Here is an 18,159-nt window from a genome sequence, read left to right as displayed (position 1 = left end):
ACGCACAGAATTTCACGGACGAGGAGCACAATGTCACACGAGGAAGAGCCGCAGGCGCTCGAGAAGGCTCCTCAGCCTTCGTCGGGTCTCGTCGTCGCGGTCGCCGACCCCGTGCAGAACCCCGGTCTGCCGCCGCACCGCGAGCGCGTGACCGACAAGGATCCGGCGGCCATGGCCCGCGCGGTCCGCACCGTCTACACGCTGTTCTACATCTCGCTCGCCGCCAGCCTCTGGGCTGTCGCCGCGTACATGCTGTTCCCGATCGAGAGCGGCGCCTTCGGCGACATCCGGGCGAACAACCTGTTCATCGGCCTCGGCATCGGCTTCGCGCTACTGACCATCGGTATCGCTGCGATCCACTGGTCGAAGGCGATCATGCCCGACAAGGAGCACATCGAGGCGCGCCATTCGACCCGCGGCAAGGAGTCGACACGCGAGGCTGCCGTCGACGTCTTCCGTGAGGCCAATGAGGAGTCCGGGTTCGGCCGTCGCACCGCCATCCGTGGCGGTCTCATCGCTGCCCTCGTCGCCTCGATCGTCCCGGGCGTGACGCTGTTCCGCGGCCTGGCGCCGCACGCCTCGGAGGAGCACCCGCTCGCGGGGGACCCGGTTGCGCTGCTCAAGCACACGATGTGGAAGGAGGGTGAGCGCCTCGCGCACGACCCGTCCGGACTCCCCATCCGCGCCGCCGACGTTGCGCTCGGCTCCGCTGTGCACGTCATCCCCGAGTCCCTCAAGGACGTCGACCACCTGGATGGATACCTCGAGGAGAAGGCCAAGGCCATCGTCCTCCTGATGCGGTTGCTCCCCGAGCAGCTGCCCGCCGAGTACAACCGCCTCGACTGGTCCTACGACGGGATCGTCGCGTACTCGAAGGTCTGCACGCACGTCGGATGCCCCGTCGCGCTGTACGAGCAGCAGACCCACCACCTGCTCTGCCCCTGCCATCAGTCGCAGTTCGACGTGTCGCGCGGCGCCGAGGTCATCTTCGGCCCGGCCGCCCGCCCGCTCCCCCAGCTGCCCATCACGGTCGACGCAGACGGATACCTGATCGCCAAGAGCGACTTCGAAGAGCCCGTCGGGCCAAGTTTCTGGGAGCGTCATTGAGCACCGTGACTGAATCCTCGTCCACCACAGCGGTGGCCAAGCCGGCTGAGAAGCCGCTCGGCGGCCGCTTCATCGGCGCCACGGCCAACTACCTCGACGAGCGCACCAGCATCTCTGGGCTCGTCAAGGAGATCGGCCGCAAGATCTTCCCCGACCACTGGTCGTTCATGCTGGGCGAGATCGCGCTCTGGAGCTTCGTCGTCGTCTTCCTGTCGGGCTCGTTCCTGACGTTCTTCTTCGAAGCCTCGATGGCGCCCACGCACTACAACGGCGCGTACGCACCGCTGCGCGGCATCGAGATGTCCGCTGCTCTCGAGTCGACGCTGAACATCTCCTTCGACCTCCGCGGTGGTCTGCTCGTCCGCCAGCTGCACCACTGGGCCGCGCTGCTGTTCATCGCCGCGATCGGCGTGCACATGCTGCGCGTTTTCTTCACGGGCGCGTTCCGCAAGCCGCGTGAGCTCAACTGGGTGATCGGGTTCGTCCTGTTCATCCTCGCCATGGCGCTCGGATTCACCGGCTACTCGCTGCCGGACGACCTGCTCTCGGGCAACGGCCTCCGCATCATCGACGGCATGATCAAGGGTCTGCCGCTGATCGGCACCTGGACCTCGTACCTCCTCTTCGGCGGCGAGTTCCCGGGTATGGCGATCGTCGGCCGCCTCTACACGCTGCACATCCTGCTGCTGCCGTTGATCCTCATCGCCCTGATCGCAGCTCACCTGATGCTGATGATCATCAACAAGCACACCCAGTTCGCCGGCCCCGGCCGCACGAACGACAACGTCGTGGGCTACCCGATGGTCCCGATCTACATGTCGAAGATGGGCGGCTTCCTGTTCATCACGTTCGGTGTGCTCGTCCTCATCGCCTCGATGTTCACGATCAACCCGATCTGGAACTACGGTCCGTACGACCCGTCCCCCGTCTCCGCCGGCACCCAGCCCGACTGGTACATCGGCTTCGCGGACGGCGCCCTGCGTCTGGCACCCTCGAACCTCGACCTGGTCCTGTTCGACCACACGTTCTCGTTCGGCATCCTGCTCCCGGTCGCGGTGCTCGGTCTGTTTATCGTCCTCGTGGCGGTCTACCCGTTCATCGAGGCGTGGGTCACGGGTGACAAGCGAGAGCACCACATCGCGCAGCGGCCGCGTCACGCGCCGACCCGCACCGCCATCGGTGTCGCAGGCGTCATCTTCTACGCCGTCCTGTGGGCCGCCGCGTCGTCGGACATCATCGCCACGCACTTCCACCTGACGATGGAAGGGGTGATCCACTCCCTCCAGGCGCTGCTGTTCATCGGTCCGATCGTCGGCTACTTCGTCTCGAAGCGGATCGCCATCGCACTGCAGAAGAAGGACCGCGAGATCGCGCTCCACGGCTACGAGTCGGGTCGTATCGTCCGCCTGCCCGGCGGCGAGTACATCGAGGTCCACCAGCCCGTCGACGCGTACGAGCGTGTCAAGCTGATCGATTTCGAGGTCCACGAGCCCCTGGTGGTCCGTCCCAACGACAACGGCCGTATCCCCTGGCACCAGAACGTCCGCGCCTCGCTGTCGCGCTGGTTCTTCGAGGACCGCCTCTCGCCGGTCACGCAGACCGAGCTGGATGCTGCGATCGCCCACCAGCACCACGCGCTCGAGCACATCGCGCACGAGGAGCAGGAGGAGCTCCGCGGGGCTCACGAGCGTGCCGGCGTGCCGAACGCGCCGCTGCACCCGATCGACGACGGCCACAACCCCGAGACCGCCAACCGCCCGTCGAACATCATCGTGGTCGACGACGCGCCGCGGAAGAAGGACGACAGCTCGAACAGCTGACTGCCTCTCTGGCAGAAATGCGGCGGGGTCTGACCGACAGGCCGGACCCCGCCGCATTGTCATTCCCTTAGCGTCGAGACATGACCTCCTCCCCCACAGACGCACTCACCTACTTCCAGACGAAGCTGCGGCACGAGACGGACCCCAGCGACGTCTACGCCGCTCAGAAGGCCGGCGACCGGTTCGTGCTCGTCGACGTGCGCAACCGAGAGGCGTGGGACCAGGGACACGCGCGTGGCGCGCTGCACATGCCCTACCGGGAAATCGCGATCCGCGCACCGCAGGAGATCCCGGCGGGCACCCCGGTGGTCGTCTACTGCTGGAGCCCCGGTTGCAACGGCGGCGCCCGCGGCGCGGTCGAGTTCGCGCAGCTCGGCTACACCGTGCGCGAGATGATCGGCGGGTTCGAGTACTGGGCTCGCGAAGGGATGCCGGTGGACGCGGCATCCGGCCCGCTCCCCCGGGTCTTCGACCCGCTCGTGATGCCGGTGCGCGCTGAGGCGTAGTCGCCGCCGAGCGCCCGCTCAGGCGCTCGCCAGGCCCGCCTCGATGACCTCGGTCCATCGAGAAGCCGCAGCACCCGCGATCACCGGCACCACGGTGGCGTCCGGCTGATCGCCCACGACGTCGCAGACGACGGCCGTCACGTTGTCGCGGGACGCTGCCTCGAGCGCGAGCTCGACGACAGCATGTGCCGCTCGGACCGGGTCCGTCTCCCCTCGGAGGACCTCTGCCAGTGCGTCCTCGGGTAGGTAGTCGGTGACGCCGTCGCTGCAGAGGAACCATCGATCGCCGGCACGTACGTCGCGCGTCTCGACCCGGACGACGTCTTCGTCGTTGCCGCCGAAGGATGCGGTGATGACGTTGCGGCGCGGGTGCGTCCAGGCATCCTCGGGACGGACGAGCCCCCGGTCGACCAGGGCCTGCACGAAGGAGTCGTCCCGCGTCTGACGCACGAAGCCGCCGTCCCGCAGGAGGTAGGCCCGGGAGTCGCCGGTGTGCGCCACGACGAGCTCCTCACCGGCGGTGAGCCACACACCGGTCAGTGTGCTCGCCATCCCCGCGAGTGCGGCATCGCGGCGGATGTGTGCACCGATGTCCCAGTTCGCGGCTTTCAGCCGCTCGATGAGCTCTGCCGCGGACGGGAGTGCACCACGCAGGGTGATCAGCTTGTGGATGATCGCTGCGGATGCGAGGTCGCCGGACGGACCACCGCCAACGCCGTCCGCCACAGCTGCGGCGAACGGCGATGCGAAGGCGGCGTCCTGGTTGACGTCGCGGTAGCCTCCGACGTCCGATCGGACGCCTGCGTGGATGCGCACGGGGACTCAGCGGGCGAAGTAGCCCCGGTAGTACTCGTAGACCCAGCCGACGATGGCGACGACGAAGATGCCGAGCCCGATCGGGATCATGAACTCGCCGACGGCGAGCCCGATGAACGCGACGGCTGCCGAACCGGCGAGCACCAGCGGCCACCAGGACCAGGGGGAGAACTCGCCCATCTCGGGGTCGCCGTCGTCGATGTCAGCGGTGAGCGAATCCTCGGGGAGGACGCCGCCCTGCGCCTTCTCGACACGGCTCGTGTAGAACGCGATCATCGCACCCATCGCCGTCACGAAGACGAGGGCGACGGAGCCGACCCACTCGATCCGGTTGAACACCGGGAGCTGCGGGTGGGCGATGATGTTCCACGCCACGTAGACGACGGCGACGAGACCGAAGAACGCGGTCAGGATCCACCAGAGGTTGACGTTGGTCTTCACTTACTTGACCTCACCGTTCGTCAGATCGACCACCGGGGCGTCGGGTGCGTCCTTCGCGGGACCCACGCCGACCGGAATGCCGGCTTCGGGGTGGTTCAGGTCGAATGCGGGGCGCTCGCTGCGGATACGCGGGATCGACGTGAAGTTGTGGCGGGGCGGCGGGCAGCTGGTCGCCCACTCGAGCGAGCCTCCGTAGCCCCACGGGTCGTTGACCGTGACGCGAGGCGCGGTACGGGCCGTTATCCAGACGTTCAGAAGGAACGGGACCATCGATGCCGCGAGGATCATCGAGCCGATCGTCGACACCTGGTTCTGCCAGGTCCAGCCGTCCTGCATCGCGTAGTCGGCGTAGCGTCGCGGCATGCCGTCGGCGCCGAGCCAGTGCTGGATGAGGAACGTCATGTGGAAGCCGATGAACAGGAGCCAGAAGTGCACGAGGCCGAGGCGCTCGTTCAGCATCTTGCCGGTCCACTTCGGCCACCAGAAGTAGAAGCCGGCGAACATCGCGAAGACGACGGTTCCGAAGACGACGTAGTGGAAGTGCGCCACGACGAAGTACGAGTCGGAGACGTGGAAGTCCAGCGGCGGCGAGGACAGGATGATGCCCGTCAGACCACCGAAGACGAACGAGACCAGGAAGCCCAATGCGAAGACCATGGGCGTCTCGAACGTGATGGAACCCCGCCACATCGTGCCGATCCAGTTGAAGATCTTCACGCCCGTGGGGACGGCGATGAGCATCGTCATGAGGGCGAAGAACGGCAGCAGGACGGCACCCGTCACGTACATGTGGTGCGCCCAGACCGACACCGAGAGGGCCGCGATCGCGATGGTCGCGTAGACGAGGGTCTTGTAGCCGAAGATCGGCTTGCGGCTGAACACCGGGAAGATCTCCGAGACGATGCCGAAGAAGGGCAGCGCGATGATGTACACCTCGGGGTGGCCGAAGAACCAGAACAGGTGCTGCCAGAGCAGGACACCGCCGTTCGCCGGGTCGTAGACGTGAGCGCCGAGGATGCGGTCGGCTGCCGCGGCGAAGATCGCCGCCGCCAGGACCGGGAACGCCATCAGGATCAGGATGCTGGTGACCAGCGTGTTCCAGCTGAAGATCGGCATGCGCCACATCGTCATACCCGGCGCGCGCATCGTCATGATCGTGGTGATGAAGTTGACGCCACCGAGGATCGTGCCGAAACCGCTCATGCCGAGGCCCAGCATCCAGAGGTCACCACCGGCACCCGGGCTGAAGCTCTCGCTCGCCAGCGGCTGATAGGCGAACCATCCGAACGCGGCCGCACCCTGCGGGGTGAGGAAGCCGGCGACGGCGATCGTCGAGCCGAAGGTGAAGAGCCAGAACGCGAAGGCGTTCAGTCGCGGGAACGCGACGTCGGGCGCGCCGATCTGCAGCGGCAGCAGTGCGTTGGCGAAGCCGGCGAACAGCGGCGTCGCGAACATCAGCAGCATGATCGTGCCGTGCATCGTGAACAGCTGGTTGTACTGCTCCTTGGTCGGCACCACCTGCATGCCGGGCTCGAAGAGCTCCGCACGGATGATCAGCGCCATGACGCCGCCGAGCATGAAGAACAGCACGGACGCGATCAGGTACATGTACCCGATGGTCTTGTGATCGGTGGAGGTGATCCACTTCACCACGATGTTGCCCTTGTGCTCGACGCGCGAGCGGCTCAGCAGTGCCGCCTGGCGAGGGGGAAGGGTCGGTGCCGGAGGCGTGATGGTGGCCATCAGTTGTTCTCTCCCTCAGCGGCAGGTGCGCCGGTGCCCGGTGCGTTCTGCTGTCGATCGAGGACGTCATCGATGTCGCCGGTCTGCCCCTGGGCCTCGAGCGAAGCGATGTAGTTCTCGTATTCGGACTCCGAGACGACCTTCACGTTGAAGAGCATCATCGAGTGGTACTGGCCGCAGAGCTCGGCGCACTTGCCGACGTACTCGCCCTCCTTGGTGGGGACGAAGGACCAGTAGTTGTCGCGTCCCGGGTACATGTCCTTCTTGTAGAGGAAGTCCACGATCCAGAACGAGTGGATGACGTCGCGAGACTCGAGCTGCAGCGTCACCTTCTTGTTGACGGGGAGGACGAGCTCGGGGAGCTCGTTGGTGATGTTGCCCTGCGCGTCGGTCTGCGCCTGGACACCCATCGTCCAGACGGACTCCTCGGTGTCGTTGCAGTCGGAGCCGTTGTACTGGAAGTCCCATGCCCACTGCTTGCCGATCGCGGTGATGCAGACGTCAGGGGTCTCGTGCTGCGTCTCGATGATCGTCTGATCGCGAGCGGTGAAGGCGAAGAAGCCCAGCACGAGGATGACCGGAGCGATCGTGAAGAACATCTCGATCGGCATGTTGTAGCGCAGCTGCACGGGCAGACCCGACTGCCCCTTGCGACGCCGGTAGGCGATGGCAGCCCAGCCCATGAGGGCCCAGGTGATGACGCCGACGGCGAGGACGACGATCCACGACGTGGTCCAGAGGCCGGCGATCATCGACGTGTGGTTCGTCGCCTGGCCGCCCTCCTCGTCGAAGCCGGGGAGGAAGCCGTTCGCTGTCGTGGGGCTGCAGCCCGCCAGCGCGACCGCGGAGGCGATCGTGAGCGGGAGAGCTACCCAACGGAGTCGGCGATTGACGCGCACAGTGCACCTTTCGGGGACATGAAGGTCAGACTCATGCCAGTCTAGGGCAACCTCTTACGGAGTTCCGGCCATCCGCTCAGGATGGCCGGCACCGATCGAGGGAGCCCGGGATGGATCAGTGGAAGCTGTCGCCGCAGGCGCAGCTGCCGGCGGCATTGGGGTTGTCGATCGTGAAGCCCTGCTCCGAGATCGTGTCCTTGAAATCGATCTTCGCGCCGTCGAGGTAGGGCACCGACATGTCGTCGACGATGACCTCGACGCCGTCGAAGTCGACCGTCTTGTCGCCGTCGAGGTACCGCTCGTCGAAGTAGAGCTGGTAGATCAGGCCCGAGCATCCGCCGGGCTGGACCGCGACCCGGAGCCGCAGGTCGTCGCGGTTCTCCTGCGACAGCAGGCTCTTCACCTTCTCGGCGGCGGCGTCTGTGAGGGCGACGCCGTGGGCGGGAACGGTGTCGGTGGACTGCGTGGCGATGTCGGTCATGACTCTCCCCATGGTCGGGCCGCCAGTGCTCTTCAGGAACGGGGGCGGCGTGCTCTCTCGATTCTACGTCCCGGCGCGCCCGTCGGCCCGGCGACCCGAGTGGATCGTCGCGCGGGATCAGTCGGATGCGTCGAGTGCCGCGAGCAGCAGCGCCTCAGACACCAGCGCGTTGCGGAACGTCTCGACGTGCAGGGACTCGTTGGGGCTGTGCGCCCGGGCATGCGGATCCTCGACACCGGTCACGAGGATCTCGGCCCCCGGGAACTCCCGCACCAGATCGGCGATGAAGGGAATCGAGCCGCCCACACCGATGTCGATCGGGGTACGGCCGTAGCCGCTCTCGAGCGCAGCACGGGCAGCTTCGACGGCCGGGCCGGAGGTGTCGACCAGGAAGGGATTTCCGAAGTCGACGTCACGGAATGTCAGCCGCGCGCCGAACGGTGCCCGGCTGCGGAGGTGCGCCTCGATCGCGGCGAACGCGTCGGCAGCCGCCTGGCCGGGAGCGACACGGGTGCTCAGGACGACGGAGACCTTCGGCGACAGCGTGTTCGACGCGTTCCGCACGCTGGGCGCATCGATGCCCGTGATGGTGATCGACGGCTTGTTCCAGATGCGGCTCAGGATCTCATCGCGCCCGATCGGCGACACACCCTCGGGCAGCCCCGCCTCGCTGCGCAGCGTCTCCTCCGAATACGGCGGGGTCTCGGCGTCCCGCGATTCGAGCCCGTCGACGGCGACCGCACCGTCCCCATCCCACAGCGTCGCGAGCAGCGTGACGGCCGCGAGCATGGCATCGGGGACGGCTCCTCCGAACATCCCGGAGTGCGAAGCGTGCTCGAGCGTCTCGATGTCGAGGGTGAAGCGGACGTTACCGCGCAGCGACACCGTCAGCGCCGGTGTCTCGGAGTCCCAGTTTCCCGAGTCCGCGACCACGATGACGTCGGCGCGCAGCGCATCGGCGTTGTCGCTCAGGAACTGCGCGAACGACGCGGACCCGGCCTCTTCCTCCCCCTCGAAGAAGAGGTTCACGCCGAGGTCGAAGTCCGGACCGACCGACTCGACCAGCGCACGGAGCGCACCGATGTGGGCCATGATGCCCGCCTTGTCGTCGGCCGCACCGCGACCGTAGATGCGACCGTTCCGCAGGGTCGGCTCGAAGGGCGGGGACTCCCACAGCGACTCGTCGCCGACCGGCTGCACGTCGTGGTGCGCGTAGAGGAGGATCGTCGGCCGACCGTTTCGCGCGGGTCGCGTGGCCAGCACCGCCGGCATCCCCTCCTCTCCCGTCTCGGGGATGACCGCGGTCCGAATCTCCACCCGCTCGAAGATCCCCAGGTCGTCGACGATCGCCTTGACCGCCTCGGCGCTGCGCTGCACCTCGGCGCGGTCGAATCCGGGGAACGCGATCGAGGGGAACGCGATCGAGGGGATGCGGACGAGGGAGCCGAGGTCGGCGAGGGCGGCGGGAACCTGGGTGAGGGCCGCCTCCCGCACCGCGGAAGACCGGGTGGTGTCGGAAGTCATGCGGGTAATCTTATGTCGCACGCCTTTTTCGCCGATTCCGAGGAACCGCCCCGTGGCAAAGACACCGCCTCCCGCCGACACCGCCCCCGACGCCCCCACCGGCGCCGGGAAGAACCGCCCGACGCCCACGCGCGCCGAGCAGGAAGCGGCGCGCAAGCGGCCTCTCGTGGCGAACACGAAGGAGGCTCGTGCGCGAGCGAAGGCGGAGCTCGCGGCCCAGCGCGAGAAGGCCCGGATCGGCATGGCCAACGGCGACGAGCGCTACCTGACGCCTCGCGACCGCGGCCCGCAGCGGCGCTTCGCGCGCGACTACACCGACGCCGGCTGGCACTTCGGCGAGCTCGTCATGCCGCTGCTCGTCATCGTCATCCTCTTCGCCCTGGTCCCGAACACCGCCGTCGTCTTCTACGCGTACATCGGCCTCTGGGCCTACCTGCTCTTCGTGGTCGCCGACATGATCATGCTCTCGCGCAAGGTGAAGAAGCTCGCCGCCGCCAAGTGGGGCGACCGCCGCGAGAAGGGTCTCGGCTGGTACGCGGCGATGCGCTCGGTGCAGATGCGGTTCATGCGTCTGCCGAAGCCGCAGGTCAAGCGGGGCGAATACCCGAGCTGAGCCCCGGACAACCACGACGGCCCCGCACCGGAAGGTGCGGGGCCGTCGTCGTGGGTGGAGCGGATGCCGGGGCTCAGCGCACCAGCCCGCGGTTGACCTCGCGCGCCCAGAGCGGTCCGCGATAGATGAATGCGCTGTAGCCCTGCACGAGGTCGGCACCGGCGGCGAGCCGCTCACGAATGTCCCTGGCGGTCTCCACTCCCCCGGCGGCGATGACGCAGAAGTCGGCGGGCACCGCCGCGCGCACCCGGCGGAGCACGTCGAGCGAGCGCTGCCGGAGCGGGGCACCGGAGAGGCCTCCGGCCCCCATCGCCTCGACGCATGCGGCATCCGTCGTCAGTCCCGTCCGGGCGATCGTCGTGTTCGTCGCGACGATGCCGGCCAGCCCGGTGTCGACCGCGAGAGCGGCGATGCCGTCGATCTCGTCGTCCGTGAGATCGGGGGCGATCTTCACGAGGAGCGGTGTCGCGCCCGCGGCATCCTTCACCGCGGTCAGCAGAGGACGCAGGGTCTCGACGGCCTGGAGACCGCGCAGCCCCGGGGTGTTCGGGGAGGAGACGTTCACGACGAGGTAGTCGGCCACCGGGGCGACGAGTCGCGTGCTGGCGACATAGTCCGCCGTGGCGTCGGCGACGTCTACGATGCGCGACTTGCCGATGTTCGCGCCGAGGACCGGGCGGTGCGCACGTCGCCTCATGCGCGCCAGACGGCCTGCGACGACAGCGGCGCCCTCGTTGTTGAACCCCATGCGGTTGATGAGCGCGCGGTCGGCGGGGAGGCGGAACAGGCGCGGGCGCGGGTTGCCCTCCTGAGGGATCGCCGTGACGGTACCCACCTCGATGTGCCCGAATCCGAGAGCGTGCAGGCCGAGCGCCCCGACGGCGTTCTTGTCGAAGCCCGCGGCCACGCCGAAGGGCGAGTCGAAGACCAGACCGAGCGCCTCGGTGCGCAGCCGCGGGTCCGGTCGCGTGAGAGCTCGCGCGACCCAGAAGAACGGGGGGACGGCGGCGAGGCGGATGACGACCATCCCGAGATGGTGGGCCGTCTCGGGGTCCAGTCGGCGGAGGACGAGGTCGAAGAGGAGTCGATACATCGGCTCCCAGCCTAGGGCGACGGCGCAGACGCCGTGATCAGACCTCGTCCCGCGGGACCCGCTGCGCGTGATCCGCGCGGAGCAGCGCGATCGCCTCATCGAAGTCGTCGAGCGTCTCGAAGGCCTGGTACACGCTCGCGAAACGCAGGTAGGCGATCTCGTCCAGTTCGCGGAGAGGCCCGAGGATCGCCAGACCGATCTCGTTCGTGTCGATCTGCGAGACACCGGTCTGGCGGACGGCCTCTTCGACGGCCTGGGCGAGCATGGCGAGATCCGCCTCGGTGACGGGGCGACCCTGGCACGCCTTGCGGACGCCCGACATGACTTTCTCGCGGCTGAACGACTCGATCACGCCGGAGCGCTTGATGACGTTCAGACTCGCCGTCTCGATCGTGGAGAACCGTCCACCGCACTCAGGGCACTGCCGACGACGACGGATGCTGAGCCCGTCGTCGCTCGTGCGCGAGTCGATGACGCGGGAATCGGAGTGACGGCAGAACGGGCAGTGCATGGCGGCATCCAGCCTACGCGTCGAAGCGCGCCGTCACGGCCTCACCGTGCGCCGGCAGGATCTCGGCGCCGGCGAGCGTCACGATGTCGTCGTGCACCGCCTCGAGTGCCTCGCGGTCGTAGGTGATGACCTGCTGCGGGCGGAGGAAGGTGGATGCCGAGAGGCCGGACGCGTATCTCGCCTGACCGCCCGTCGGCAGCACATGGTTGCTGCCCGCGAGGTAGTCGCCCAGACTCACCGGGGTCCAGGCGCCGACGAACACGGCGCCGGCGTTGACGAAGTCCTCCGGGTGCGGATCGGCCAGGTGCAGCTCGAGGTGCTCGGGCGCGTACGCGTTGCTGAACGCCGTCGCCGTGGAGATGTCGTCGACGAGGACGACGGCGGACTGCGGACCGGCCAGCGCCTGCGCGACGCGGTCGGCGTGGTGCGTCGCGGCCGAGCGCCGCTCGACCTCGACCACGACCGCCTCGGCGAGGGCGGGTGCGTCGGTCACGAGGACGGCTGCCGCCTGCTCGTCGTGTTCAGCCTGACTGACGAGATCGGCGGCGACCAGCCGCGCATCGGCGGAGTCGTCGGCCACGATCAGGATCTCGGTGGCGCCTGCTTCGGAGTCCGTGCCGACCATGCCGGCCACGACACGCTTGGCGAGGGCGACGAAGTTGTTGCCGGGGCCCGAGATCACGTCGACCGGGTCGAGGCCGAGCCCGGGAACGCCGTGCGCGTAGGCGCCGATCGCCCCGGCGCCGCCCATCGCGTAGACCTCGGTGATCCCGAGCAGCCGTGCCGCGGCCAGGATGACCGGGTGCACCCGGCCGCCGTGATCGCGCTGAGGCGGGGAGGCGAGAGCGACCTGCGCGACGCCGGCGACCTGCGCGGGCACGACGTTCATCACGACACTCGAGGGATAGACCGCTTTGCCGCCGGGCACGTAGACCCCAGCCCGGCGGACGGGCCGCCAGTGCTGCTCGACGCGCGCTCCGGGATCGATCTCGGTCACGACGGGCGCCGGAACCTGGGCGGCCGACGCCCGGCGGACCCGGTCGATCGCCTTCTCGAGCGCACGACGGATCGCCGGGTCGAGGGAGGTCAGTGCCTCATCGAGGTGGGCGGCCGGGACCCGGATGTCGTGACCCTCCACGCCGTCGAACCGCGCGGCCTGCTCACGCAGGGACGCCTCGCCCCGGGCCGCGACGTCCGCGACGACCGCTGCCGCCGTCGTCAGCGCCTCGTCTCGCGCAGCGGTGGCACGGGGAACAGCGGCGAGGAGGTCGGCCGGGGAGGCGGCGCGACCGCGGAGGTCGATCGTGCGGAGCATCCCTCCAGGGTACCGGCGGCTCAGCCCCGGGTGACGCCCGAGACGTCCGTCAGGTAGCCGATCCGGCCGTCCTCGTGGCGCACGACGAACGAGTCCCCGCGGTCCTCGATGACGAGCGCCCACGCGGTCGGGCCGATGCGGAACAGCGGGGTCCCGTTCTCGTCCACGACGTCGCGTTCGACCGGGGCGAGCGCCCAGAACGCCTGGTGCGCGGAGGCCGGAGCCGGCGCAGGCTCGTCGTCCTCGATCGGGTCACCGAGCGGTGCCGGGTCGGGGTCGACCGACGGCGCCGCCATCGTGAAGCGGGCGTCGGAGATCGGACGCGCCACGACGGGGCGCGCGCCGCGGGCGACGCGGTGCGAGACGGTCTCGCTGCGGTGGAGGAAGTCCTCGTGGAACGGCGGGATGAAGGGAGCCACCACGGTCAGCGCGACACCGGCGGCCATGAGGATGACCTCGACCCACACGACCCAGCTGCTCAGCCAGATGCCGGTGGCGGCGCCGCGGGCGATGTTGTTCCAGAGCCAGCTCAACCAGAGCACAGCCGAGACGGAGAAGGCGACGGAGGCGAATTGATCGATCCCCAGGGAGCCGACCCGACGGATGCCGTCGGGCGAGAAGCGGCGGAGCACGAGCAGGAAGACCGCCACCGTCGGCACGCCGATCGCGAGGATCCAGTCGATGCCCGACGACCATACGCTCGAGCCCCCCAGGAGCTGGGTGTAGGGGCTGTCCCCGTAGAGCGGGAAGAACGAGAAGATGAATGCGAGTGCCCAGACGCCGAGCAACGACACCTCGCGCAGCGAGAACGGCCCGATGCCGTACTGCGGGGGGATGTGTCCGGGCTCGGCCGGGCTCGTGGGATCCGCTGGGTCGATCGGCTCTGCCGCGTTCGTCGGCTCTGCCAGGGGGGCCGGATCGACGGGGGCGACGACAGGCTCGTCCGGGGCCGCGGCGGGGACCTCGTCGGCGGGCTGCGCGACGGTGGGCGCCCCGGTCTCTGCGGGGACGGGAGCCCCGGCATCCGCCGAGAAGTCGTACGCCTCGGTCTCGTTGTCGGCGGACGAGGTGTCGTACACCGCGGTCTCGGGCGCACGGACCACGGTGATGTCGAGATCCTCGACACTGCTCCCGTTCTCGTCGGGCGTCTCGGGGGTCGGCTTCTGATCGGTCACGATACTCCTTCCGCGCGGCGCCGGGGGGCACCGCCTGCGATCCTACCCCGCTCGGTTCAGCCGACTCAGCCGAGACACTGGGGTCCCAGCAGACCCTTCAACTCGCCATAGAGGTCGACTGTCACCCCCACCTGCGCGGGGACCTCGAAGACCTTGGCGACGCCTGCCCGATGCAGCTTGAGCGTCACCTCCGTGTTCCCCGGATGCCGGTCCAGGACCGCCGCGAGCTGACCGATCGTCGTCTCCGTCGCCCGATGCTCGGGGAGGAGGAGGACGAGCGGCCCCGCCGCATCCACCGATCCGAGGTCGGGTACGAACGCGGACTGACCGTGCAGGTTGCGCCCGTCGTCGCGCTGGGAGACCCGACCTCGGACGACGAGGATCGAGTCGGCCTGCAGCATCGACTGGAACTCGGTGTACGTCTTGCCCATGAACATGACGGTCACCTCACCGTCGAAGTCCTCGACGGTGATCATGCCGTACGGGTTGCCGCTCTGCTTCGCGACGCGGTGCTGCACACTCGTGACCAGACCCGCGATCGTGACGATGTCCCCGTCGGAGATGTCCTCGGAGACAAGGAGGTCGTGGATGGAGGTGGAGGCGTGTTTGGCCAGCGGGATCTCCAGCCCGGCCAGCGGATGATCGGAGACATAGAGGCCGAGCATCTCGCGTTCGAAGGCGAGCTTGTCCTTCTTCGTCCACTCCGGACGCTCCGGGACACGCGCGACCTGCTGCGGCTCGTCGTCGCCCCACAGGCTGTCGAAGTCGAATCCGACCTCGCCGTTGGCCTCGCGGCGTTTGTCGAGGACCGCCTGCTCGGTCGCGTCCTCGTGGATCTCCATAAGCGCGCGCCGCGTGGAACCGAGCGAGTCGAACGCCCCTGCCTTGATGAGCGATTCCACGGTCCGCTTGTTCGCGACGTGGGCGGGGACCTTCGCCAGGAAGTCGTGGAAGCTCGCGTACGCTCCATCCGCTCGCGCCGAGACGATCCCGTCCACGACGTTGGTGCCGACGTTGCGCACAGCGCCGAGCCCGAATCGGATGTCCTCGCCGACCGCCGCGAAGTAGCGGATCGACTCCCCTACGTCGGGCGGCAGCACACGGATGCCCATCCGACGGCATTCGTTCAGGTACACCGCCATCTTGTCCTTCGAGTCGCCGACGCTCGTGAGGAGGGCGGCCATGTACTCGGCGGGATAGTGCGCCTTGAGGTACGCGGTCCAGTAGGACACCAGCCCATAGGCGGCGGAGTGGGCTTTGTTGAACGCGTAGTCGGAGAAGGGCAGCAGGATGTCCCAGAGGGCCTTGATCGCGCCCTCGCCGAAACCGCGTTCCTTCATGCCGCCCGAGAAGCCCTCGTACTGCTTGTCGAGCTCGGACTTCTTCTTCTTGCCCATCGCGCGCCGCAGGATGTCGGCCTGACCGAGCGAGAAGCCGGCCACCTTCTGCGCGATCGCCATGACCTGTTCCTGATAGATGATCAGGCCGTACGTCGTGTCGAGGATCTCCCGCAGCGGCTCCTCGAGCTCCGGGTGGATGGGGGTGATCGGCTGCACGCCGTTCTTGCGCAGGGCGTAGTTCGTGTGCGAGTTCGCCCCCATGGGGCCCGGTCGGTACAGCGCGATGACGGCCGAGATGTCCTCGAAGTTGTCGGGCTTCATGAGGCGCAGCAGCGACCGCATCGGCCCGCCGTCCAGCTGGAAGACGCCGAGTGTGTCACCGCGACTCAGCAGGTCGTAGGCCGCACGGTCGTCCAGCTCCAGGTGCTCGAGATCGAGCTCCTCCCCGCGGTTGCTGCGGATGTTGTCGAGGGCGTCGGAGATGATCGTGAGGTTGCGCAGCCCCAGGAAGTCCATCTTGATGAGGCCGAGGGTCTCGCACGACGGATAGTCGAACTGCGTGACGATCTGACCGTCCTGCTCGCGCCGCATGATCGGGATGATGTCGATCAAGGGCTCGCTCGACATGATGACCCCGGCCGCGTGCACACCCCACTGGCGCTTCAGACCTTCGAGGCCGATCGCCCGGTCGAAGACCGTCTTCGCCTCGGGGTCCGTCTCGATGAGCGAGCGGAACTCGCTCGCCTCCTTGTACCGCGGATGCTTCGCGTCGAACATGCCGCCGAGCTCCATGTCCTTGCCCATGACGGGCGGAGGCATCGCCTTGGTGAGGCGCTCGCCCATGGAGAAGGGGAATCCGAGGACCCGACCGGCATCCTTCAGCGCCTGCTTCGACTTGATCGTGCCGTAGGTGACGATCTGCGCGACCCGCTCGGAGCCGTACTTCTCGGTCACGTAGTCGATGACCTCGCCGCGGCGGCGGTCGTCGAAGTCGACGTCGAAGTCGGGCATCGAGACGCGGTCGGGGTTGAGGAACCGCTCGAAGATCAGGCCGTGCTCGAGCGGATCGAGGTCGGTGATGCGCATGGCGTACGCGACCATCGAGCCCGCACCCGAGCCACGGCCGGGACCGACGCGGATGCCGTTGTCCTTGGCCCAGTTGATGAAGTCGGCGACGACGAGGAAGTACCCCGGGAAGCCCATCTGCAGGATGATCCCGGTCTCGTACTCGGCCTGCTTGCGGACCCGGTCGGGGATACCGTCCGGGTAGCGGTAGTGAAGGCCCGCCTCGACCTCCTTGATGAGCCAGCTGTCCTCGGTCTCGCCCTCGGGGACCGGGAAGCGGGGCATGTAGTTCGCTGAGGTGTTGAACTCGACCTCGCACCGCTCCGCGATGAGCAGGGTGTTGTCGCAGGCCTCGGGATGATCGCGGAAGAGCTGGCGCATCTCCTGCGCGGTCTTGATGTAGTAGCCGTCGCCGTCGAACTTGAAGCGGTTCGGGTCGTCGAGCGTCGATCCCGACTGCACGCAGAGGAGGGCGGCGTGAGCGTCGGCCTCGTGCTGGTGCGTGTAGTGCGAGTCGTTGGTCGCGACGAGCGGAATGCCGAGGTCCTTCGACAGGCGGATGAGGTCGGTCATCACGCGACGCTCGATCGACAACCCGTGGTCCATGATCTCGGCGAAGTAGTTCTCCTTGCCGAAGATGTCCTGGAACTCGGCAGCGGCGGCTCGGGCCGCCTCGTACTGCCCCAGTCGCAGTCGGGTCTGCACCTCGCCCGACGGACAGCCGGTCGTCGCGATGAGGCCCTTGCCGTAGGTCTGCAGGAGCTCGCGGTCCATGCGCGGCTTGAAGTAGTAGCCCTCGATGCTCGACAGCGAGCTGAGCCGGAAGAGGTTGTGCATGCCCTCGGTGCTCTGACTCCACATCGTCATGTGGGTGTACGCACCGGAGCCGGAGACGTCGTCGCTCTTCTGATCGGGCGAGCCCCAGGCGACACGGGATTTGTCGCCGCGGTGGGTGCCCGGCGTGACGTAGGCCTCGAGACCGATGATCGGCTTGACCCCGGCGGACTGGGCGGCACGGTAGAACTCGAAGGCGGCGAAGGTGTTGCCGTGGTCGGTGACGGCGATCGCCGGCATCCCGTAATCAGCTGCCGCCTGCGTCATCGCGCCGATCTTCGCGGCCCCGTCGAGCATCGAATATTCGCTGTGCACGTGCAGATGGACGAAGGAATCGGATGCCACGGATCGAGTCTACGTTCCGGGTCCGACACGGGACCTAGGCTGGTCGGCATGGTCACTCCCGAGTTCGTCCTCGCCCTGCGCGAGAAGATCGGCACTGCCCCGCTCCCCCTCGTCGGAGTCACCGCGATCGTCTTCCGCGACGAGAAGGTGCTGATCGGACGGCGGGCGGACAACGGGTCGTGGCAACCCGTGTCGGGCATCGTCGATCCCGGAGAGGAGCCCGCCGACGCGGCCGTGCGGGAGTGTCGCGAGGAGGCGGGCGTCGTGGTGCGCGCCACCCGCCTCGCCGCCGTCCAACAGATCCCCCGCATCCAGTACGCCAACGGCGACCAGGTCGACTACCTCGACCTCGTCTTCCGCTGCGACTGGGTGTCGGGCGAGCCGCATCCGGCCGACGGGGAACTCACCGAGGTCGGGTGGTTCGGCCTCGGCGAGCTGGTGGACGTCGATCAGACCCACGTTCGCAAGATCGCCCTCGCCATCGCCGAAGACGATCCCGCGAGCTTCGCCGGCGGCCGCTGACTTTCAGGG

The 18,159-nt window shown here is 68.0% G+C and carries 16 protein-coding genes; 5 read left to right on the top strand and 11 right to left on the bottom strand.

What is annotated here, in order from left to right:
- Window positions 1–30 precede the first annotated feature (30 nt).
- The 3 genes from qcrA to M3190_RS08330 all read left to right on the top strand — a co-directional run bounded on the left by qcrA (window position 31) and on the right by M3190_RS08330 (window position 3,433).
- On the top strand, window positions 31–1,107 hold the full coding sequence (qcrA, locus tag M3190_RS08340) for a cytochrome bc1 complex Rieske iron-sulfur subunit (protein WP_251580513.1): 1,077 nt from the start codon (window positions 31–33) through the stop codon (window positions 1,105–1,107).
- Window positions 1,104–2,927 (top strand): cytochrome bc1 complex cytochrome b subunit, encoded by a 1,824-nt coding sequence (qcrB, locus tag M3190_RS08335; protein WP_251580512.1) that lies wholly within the window; start codon window positions 1,104–1,106, stop codon window positions 2,925–2,927. Before qcrA ends, qcrB begins: the two co-directional genes overlap by 4 nt.
- Window positions 2,928–3,007: 80 nt before the next feature.
- The gene (locus M3190_RS08330; RefSeq protein WP_251580511.1) at window positions 3,008–3,433 is read left to right on the top strand and encodes a rhodanese-like domain-containing protein; all 426 of its coding nucleotides are present in this window, start codon (window positions 3,008–3,010) and stop codon (window positions 3,431–3,433) included.
- A gap of 18 nt (window positions 3,434–3,451) precedes the next feature.
- On the opposite strand, the gene M3190_RS08325 is transcribed toward M3190_RS08330, so the two are convergent.
- The 6 genes from M3190_RS08325 to M3190_RS08300 all read right to left on the bottom strand — a co-directional run bounded on the left by M3190_RS08325 (window position 3,452) and on the right by M3190_RS08300 (window position 9,337).
- Entirely contained in the window at window positions 3,452–4,249 is a 798-nt protein-coding gene (locus tag M3190_RS08325) for a PP2C family protein-serine/threonine phosphatase (protein WP_251580510.1), read from the bottom strand.
- 6 nt (window positions 4,250–4,255) lie between these two features.
- Window positions 4,256–4,690 carry a cytochrome c oxidase subunit 4 gene (locus M3190_RS08320; protein WP_251580509.1) on the bottom strand — a complete coding sequence of 145 codons (435 nt, stop codon included), beginning with the start codon at window positions 4,688–4,690 and terminating at the stop codon, window positions 4,256–4,258.
- Window positions 4,691–6,433, bottom strand: coding sequence for an aa3-type cytochrome oxidase subunit I (gene ctaD, locus M3190_RS08315; RefSeq protein WP_251580508.1), 1,743 nt, complete (start codon window positions 6,431–6,433; stop codon window positions 4,691–4,693).
- Window positions 6,433–7,332, bottom strand: coding sequence for an aa3-type cytochrome oxidase subunit II (gene ctaC / locus M3190_RS08310; RefSeq protein WP_251580507.1), 900 nt, complete (start codon window positions 7,330–7,332; stop codon window positions 6,433–6,435). The genes ctaD and ctaC overlap by 1 nt, the downstream gene beginning before the upstream one ends.
- A gap of 115 nt (window positions 7,333–7,447) precedes the next feature.
- A complete protein-coding gene (gene erpA, locus M3190_RS08305; protein ID WP_251580506.1) occupies window positions 7,448–7,813 on the bottom strand; it encodes an iron-sulfur cluster insertion protein ErpA in 366 nt (121 codons plus the stop codon).
- Window positions 7,814–7,930: 117 nt separating this feature from the next.
- Window positions 7,931–9,337, bottom strand: coding sequence for a M20/M25/M40 family metallo-hydrolase (locus M3190_RS08300; RefSeq protein WP_251580505.1), 1,407 nt, complete (start codon window positions 9,335–9,337; stop codon window positions 7,931–7,933).
- A gap of 52 nt (window positions 9,338–9,389) precedes the next feature.
- Between M3190_RS08300 and M3190_RS08295 the strand changes: the two genes are divergently transcribed.
- Window positions 9,390–9,950 (top strand): DUF3043 domain-containing protein, encoded by a 561-nt coding sequence (locus M3190_RS08295; protein ID WP_217531295.1) that lies wholly within the window; start codon window positions 9,390–9,392, stop codon window positions 9,948–9,950.
- A 73-nt stretch (window positions 9,951–10,023) separates the two neighbouring features.
- Here the strand turns inward: M3190_RS08295 and M3190_RS08290 are convergent, their stop codons facing one another.
- The 5 genes from M3190_RS08290 to dnaE all read right to left on the bottom strand — a co-directional run bounded on the left by M3190_RS08290 (window position 10,024) and on the right by dnaE (window position 17,628).
- Complete coding sequence (locus M3190_RS08290; protein ID WP_251580504.1) at window positions 10,024–11,043, bottom strand: quinone-dependent dihydroorotate dehydrogenase; 1,020 nt, start codon at window positions 11,041–11,043, stop codon at window positions 10,024–10,026.
- Between the two features lie 37 nt (window positions 11,044–11,080).
- Complete coding sequence (gene nrdR, locus M3190_RS08285; RefSeq protein ID WP_251580503.1) at window positions 11,081–11,554, bottom strand: transcriptional regulator NrdR; 474 nt, start codon at window positions 11,552–11,554, stop codon at window positions 11,081–11,083.
- Between the two features lie 13 nt (window positions 11,555–11,567).
- Window positions 11,568–12,869: a histidinol dehydrogenase gene (gene hisD / locus M3190_RS08280; RefSeq protein WP_251580502.1), complete on the bottom strand. Its 1,302-nt coding sequence runs from the start codon at window positions 12,867–12,869 to the stop codon at window positions 11,568–11,570.
- A gap of 20 nt (window positions 12,870–12,889) precedes the next feature.
- Entirely contained in the window at window positions 12,890–14,044 is a 1,155-nt protein-coding gene (locus M3190_RS08275; RefSeq protein ID WP_251580501.1) for a hypothetical protein, read from the bottom strand.
- A gap of 65 nt (window positions 14,045–14,109) precedes the next feature.
- Window positions 14,110–17,628, bottom strand: coding sequence for a DNA polymerase III subunit alpha (gene dnaE, locus M3190_RS08270; protein WP_308222248.1), 3,519 nt, complete (start codon window positions 17,626–17,628; stop codon window positions 14,110–14,112).
- A 48-nt stretch (window positions 17,629–17,676) separates the two neighbouring features.
- Between dnaE and M3190_RS08265 the strand changes: the two genes are divergently transcribed.
- A complete protein-coding gene (locus M3190_RS08265) occupies window positions 17,677–18,150 on the top strand; it encodes an NUDIX hydrolase (RefSeq protein WP_251580500.1) in 474 nt (157 codons plus the stop codon).
- Window positions 18,151–18,159 lie beyond the last annotated feature (9 nt).

Source organism: Microbacterium oleivorans (genome assembly GCF_023715745.1).
Taxonomy (GTDB): Bacteria; Actinomycetota; Actinomycetes; order Actinomycetales; family Microbacteriaceae; genus Microbacterium; species Microbacterium oleivorans_D.
This window is presented reverse-complemented; position numbering and strand designations above follow the sequence as displayed.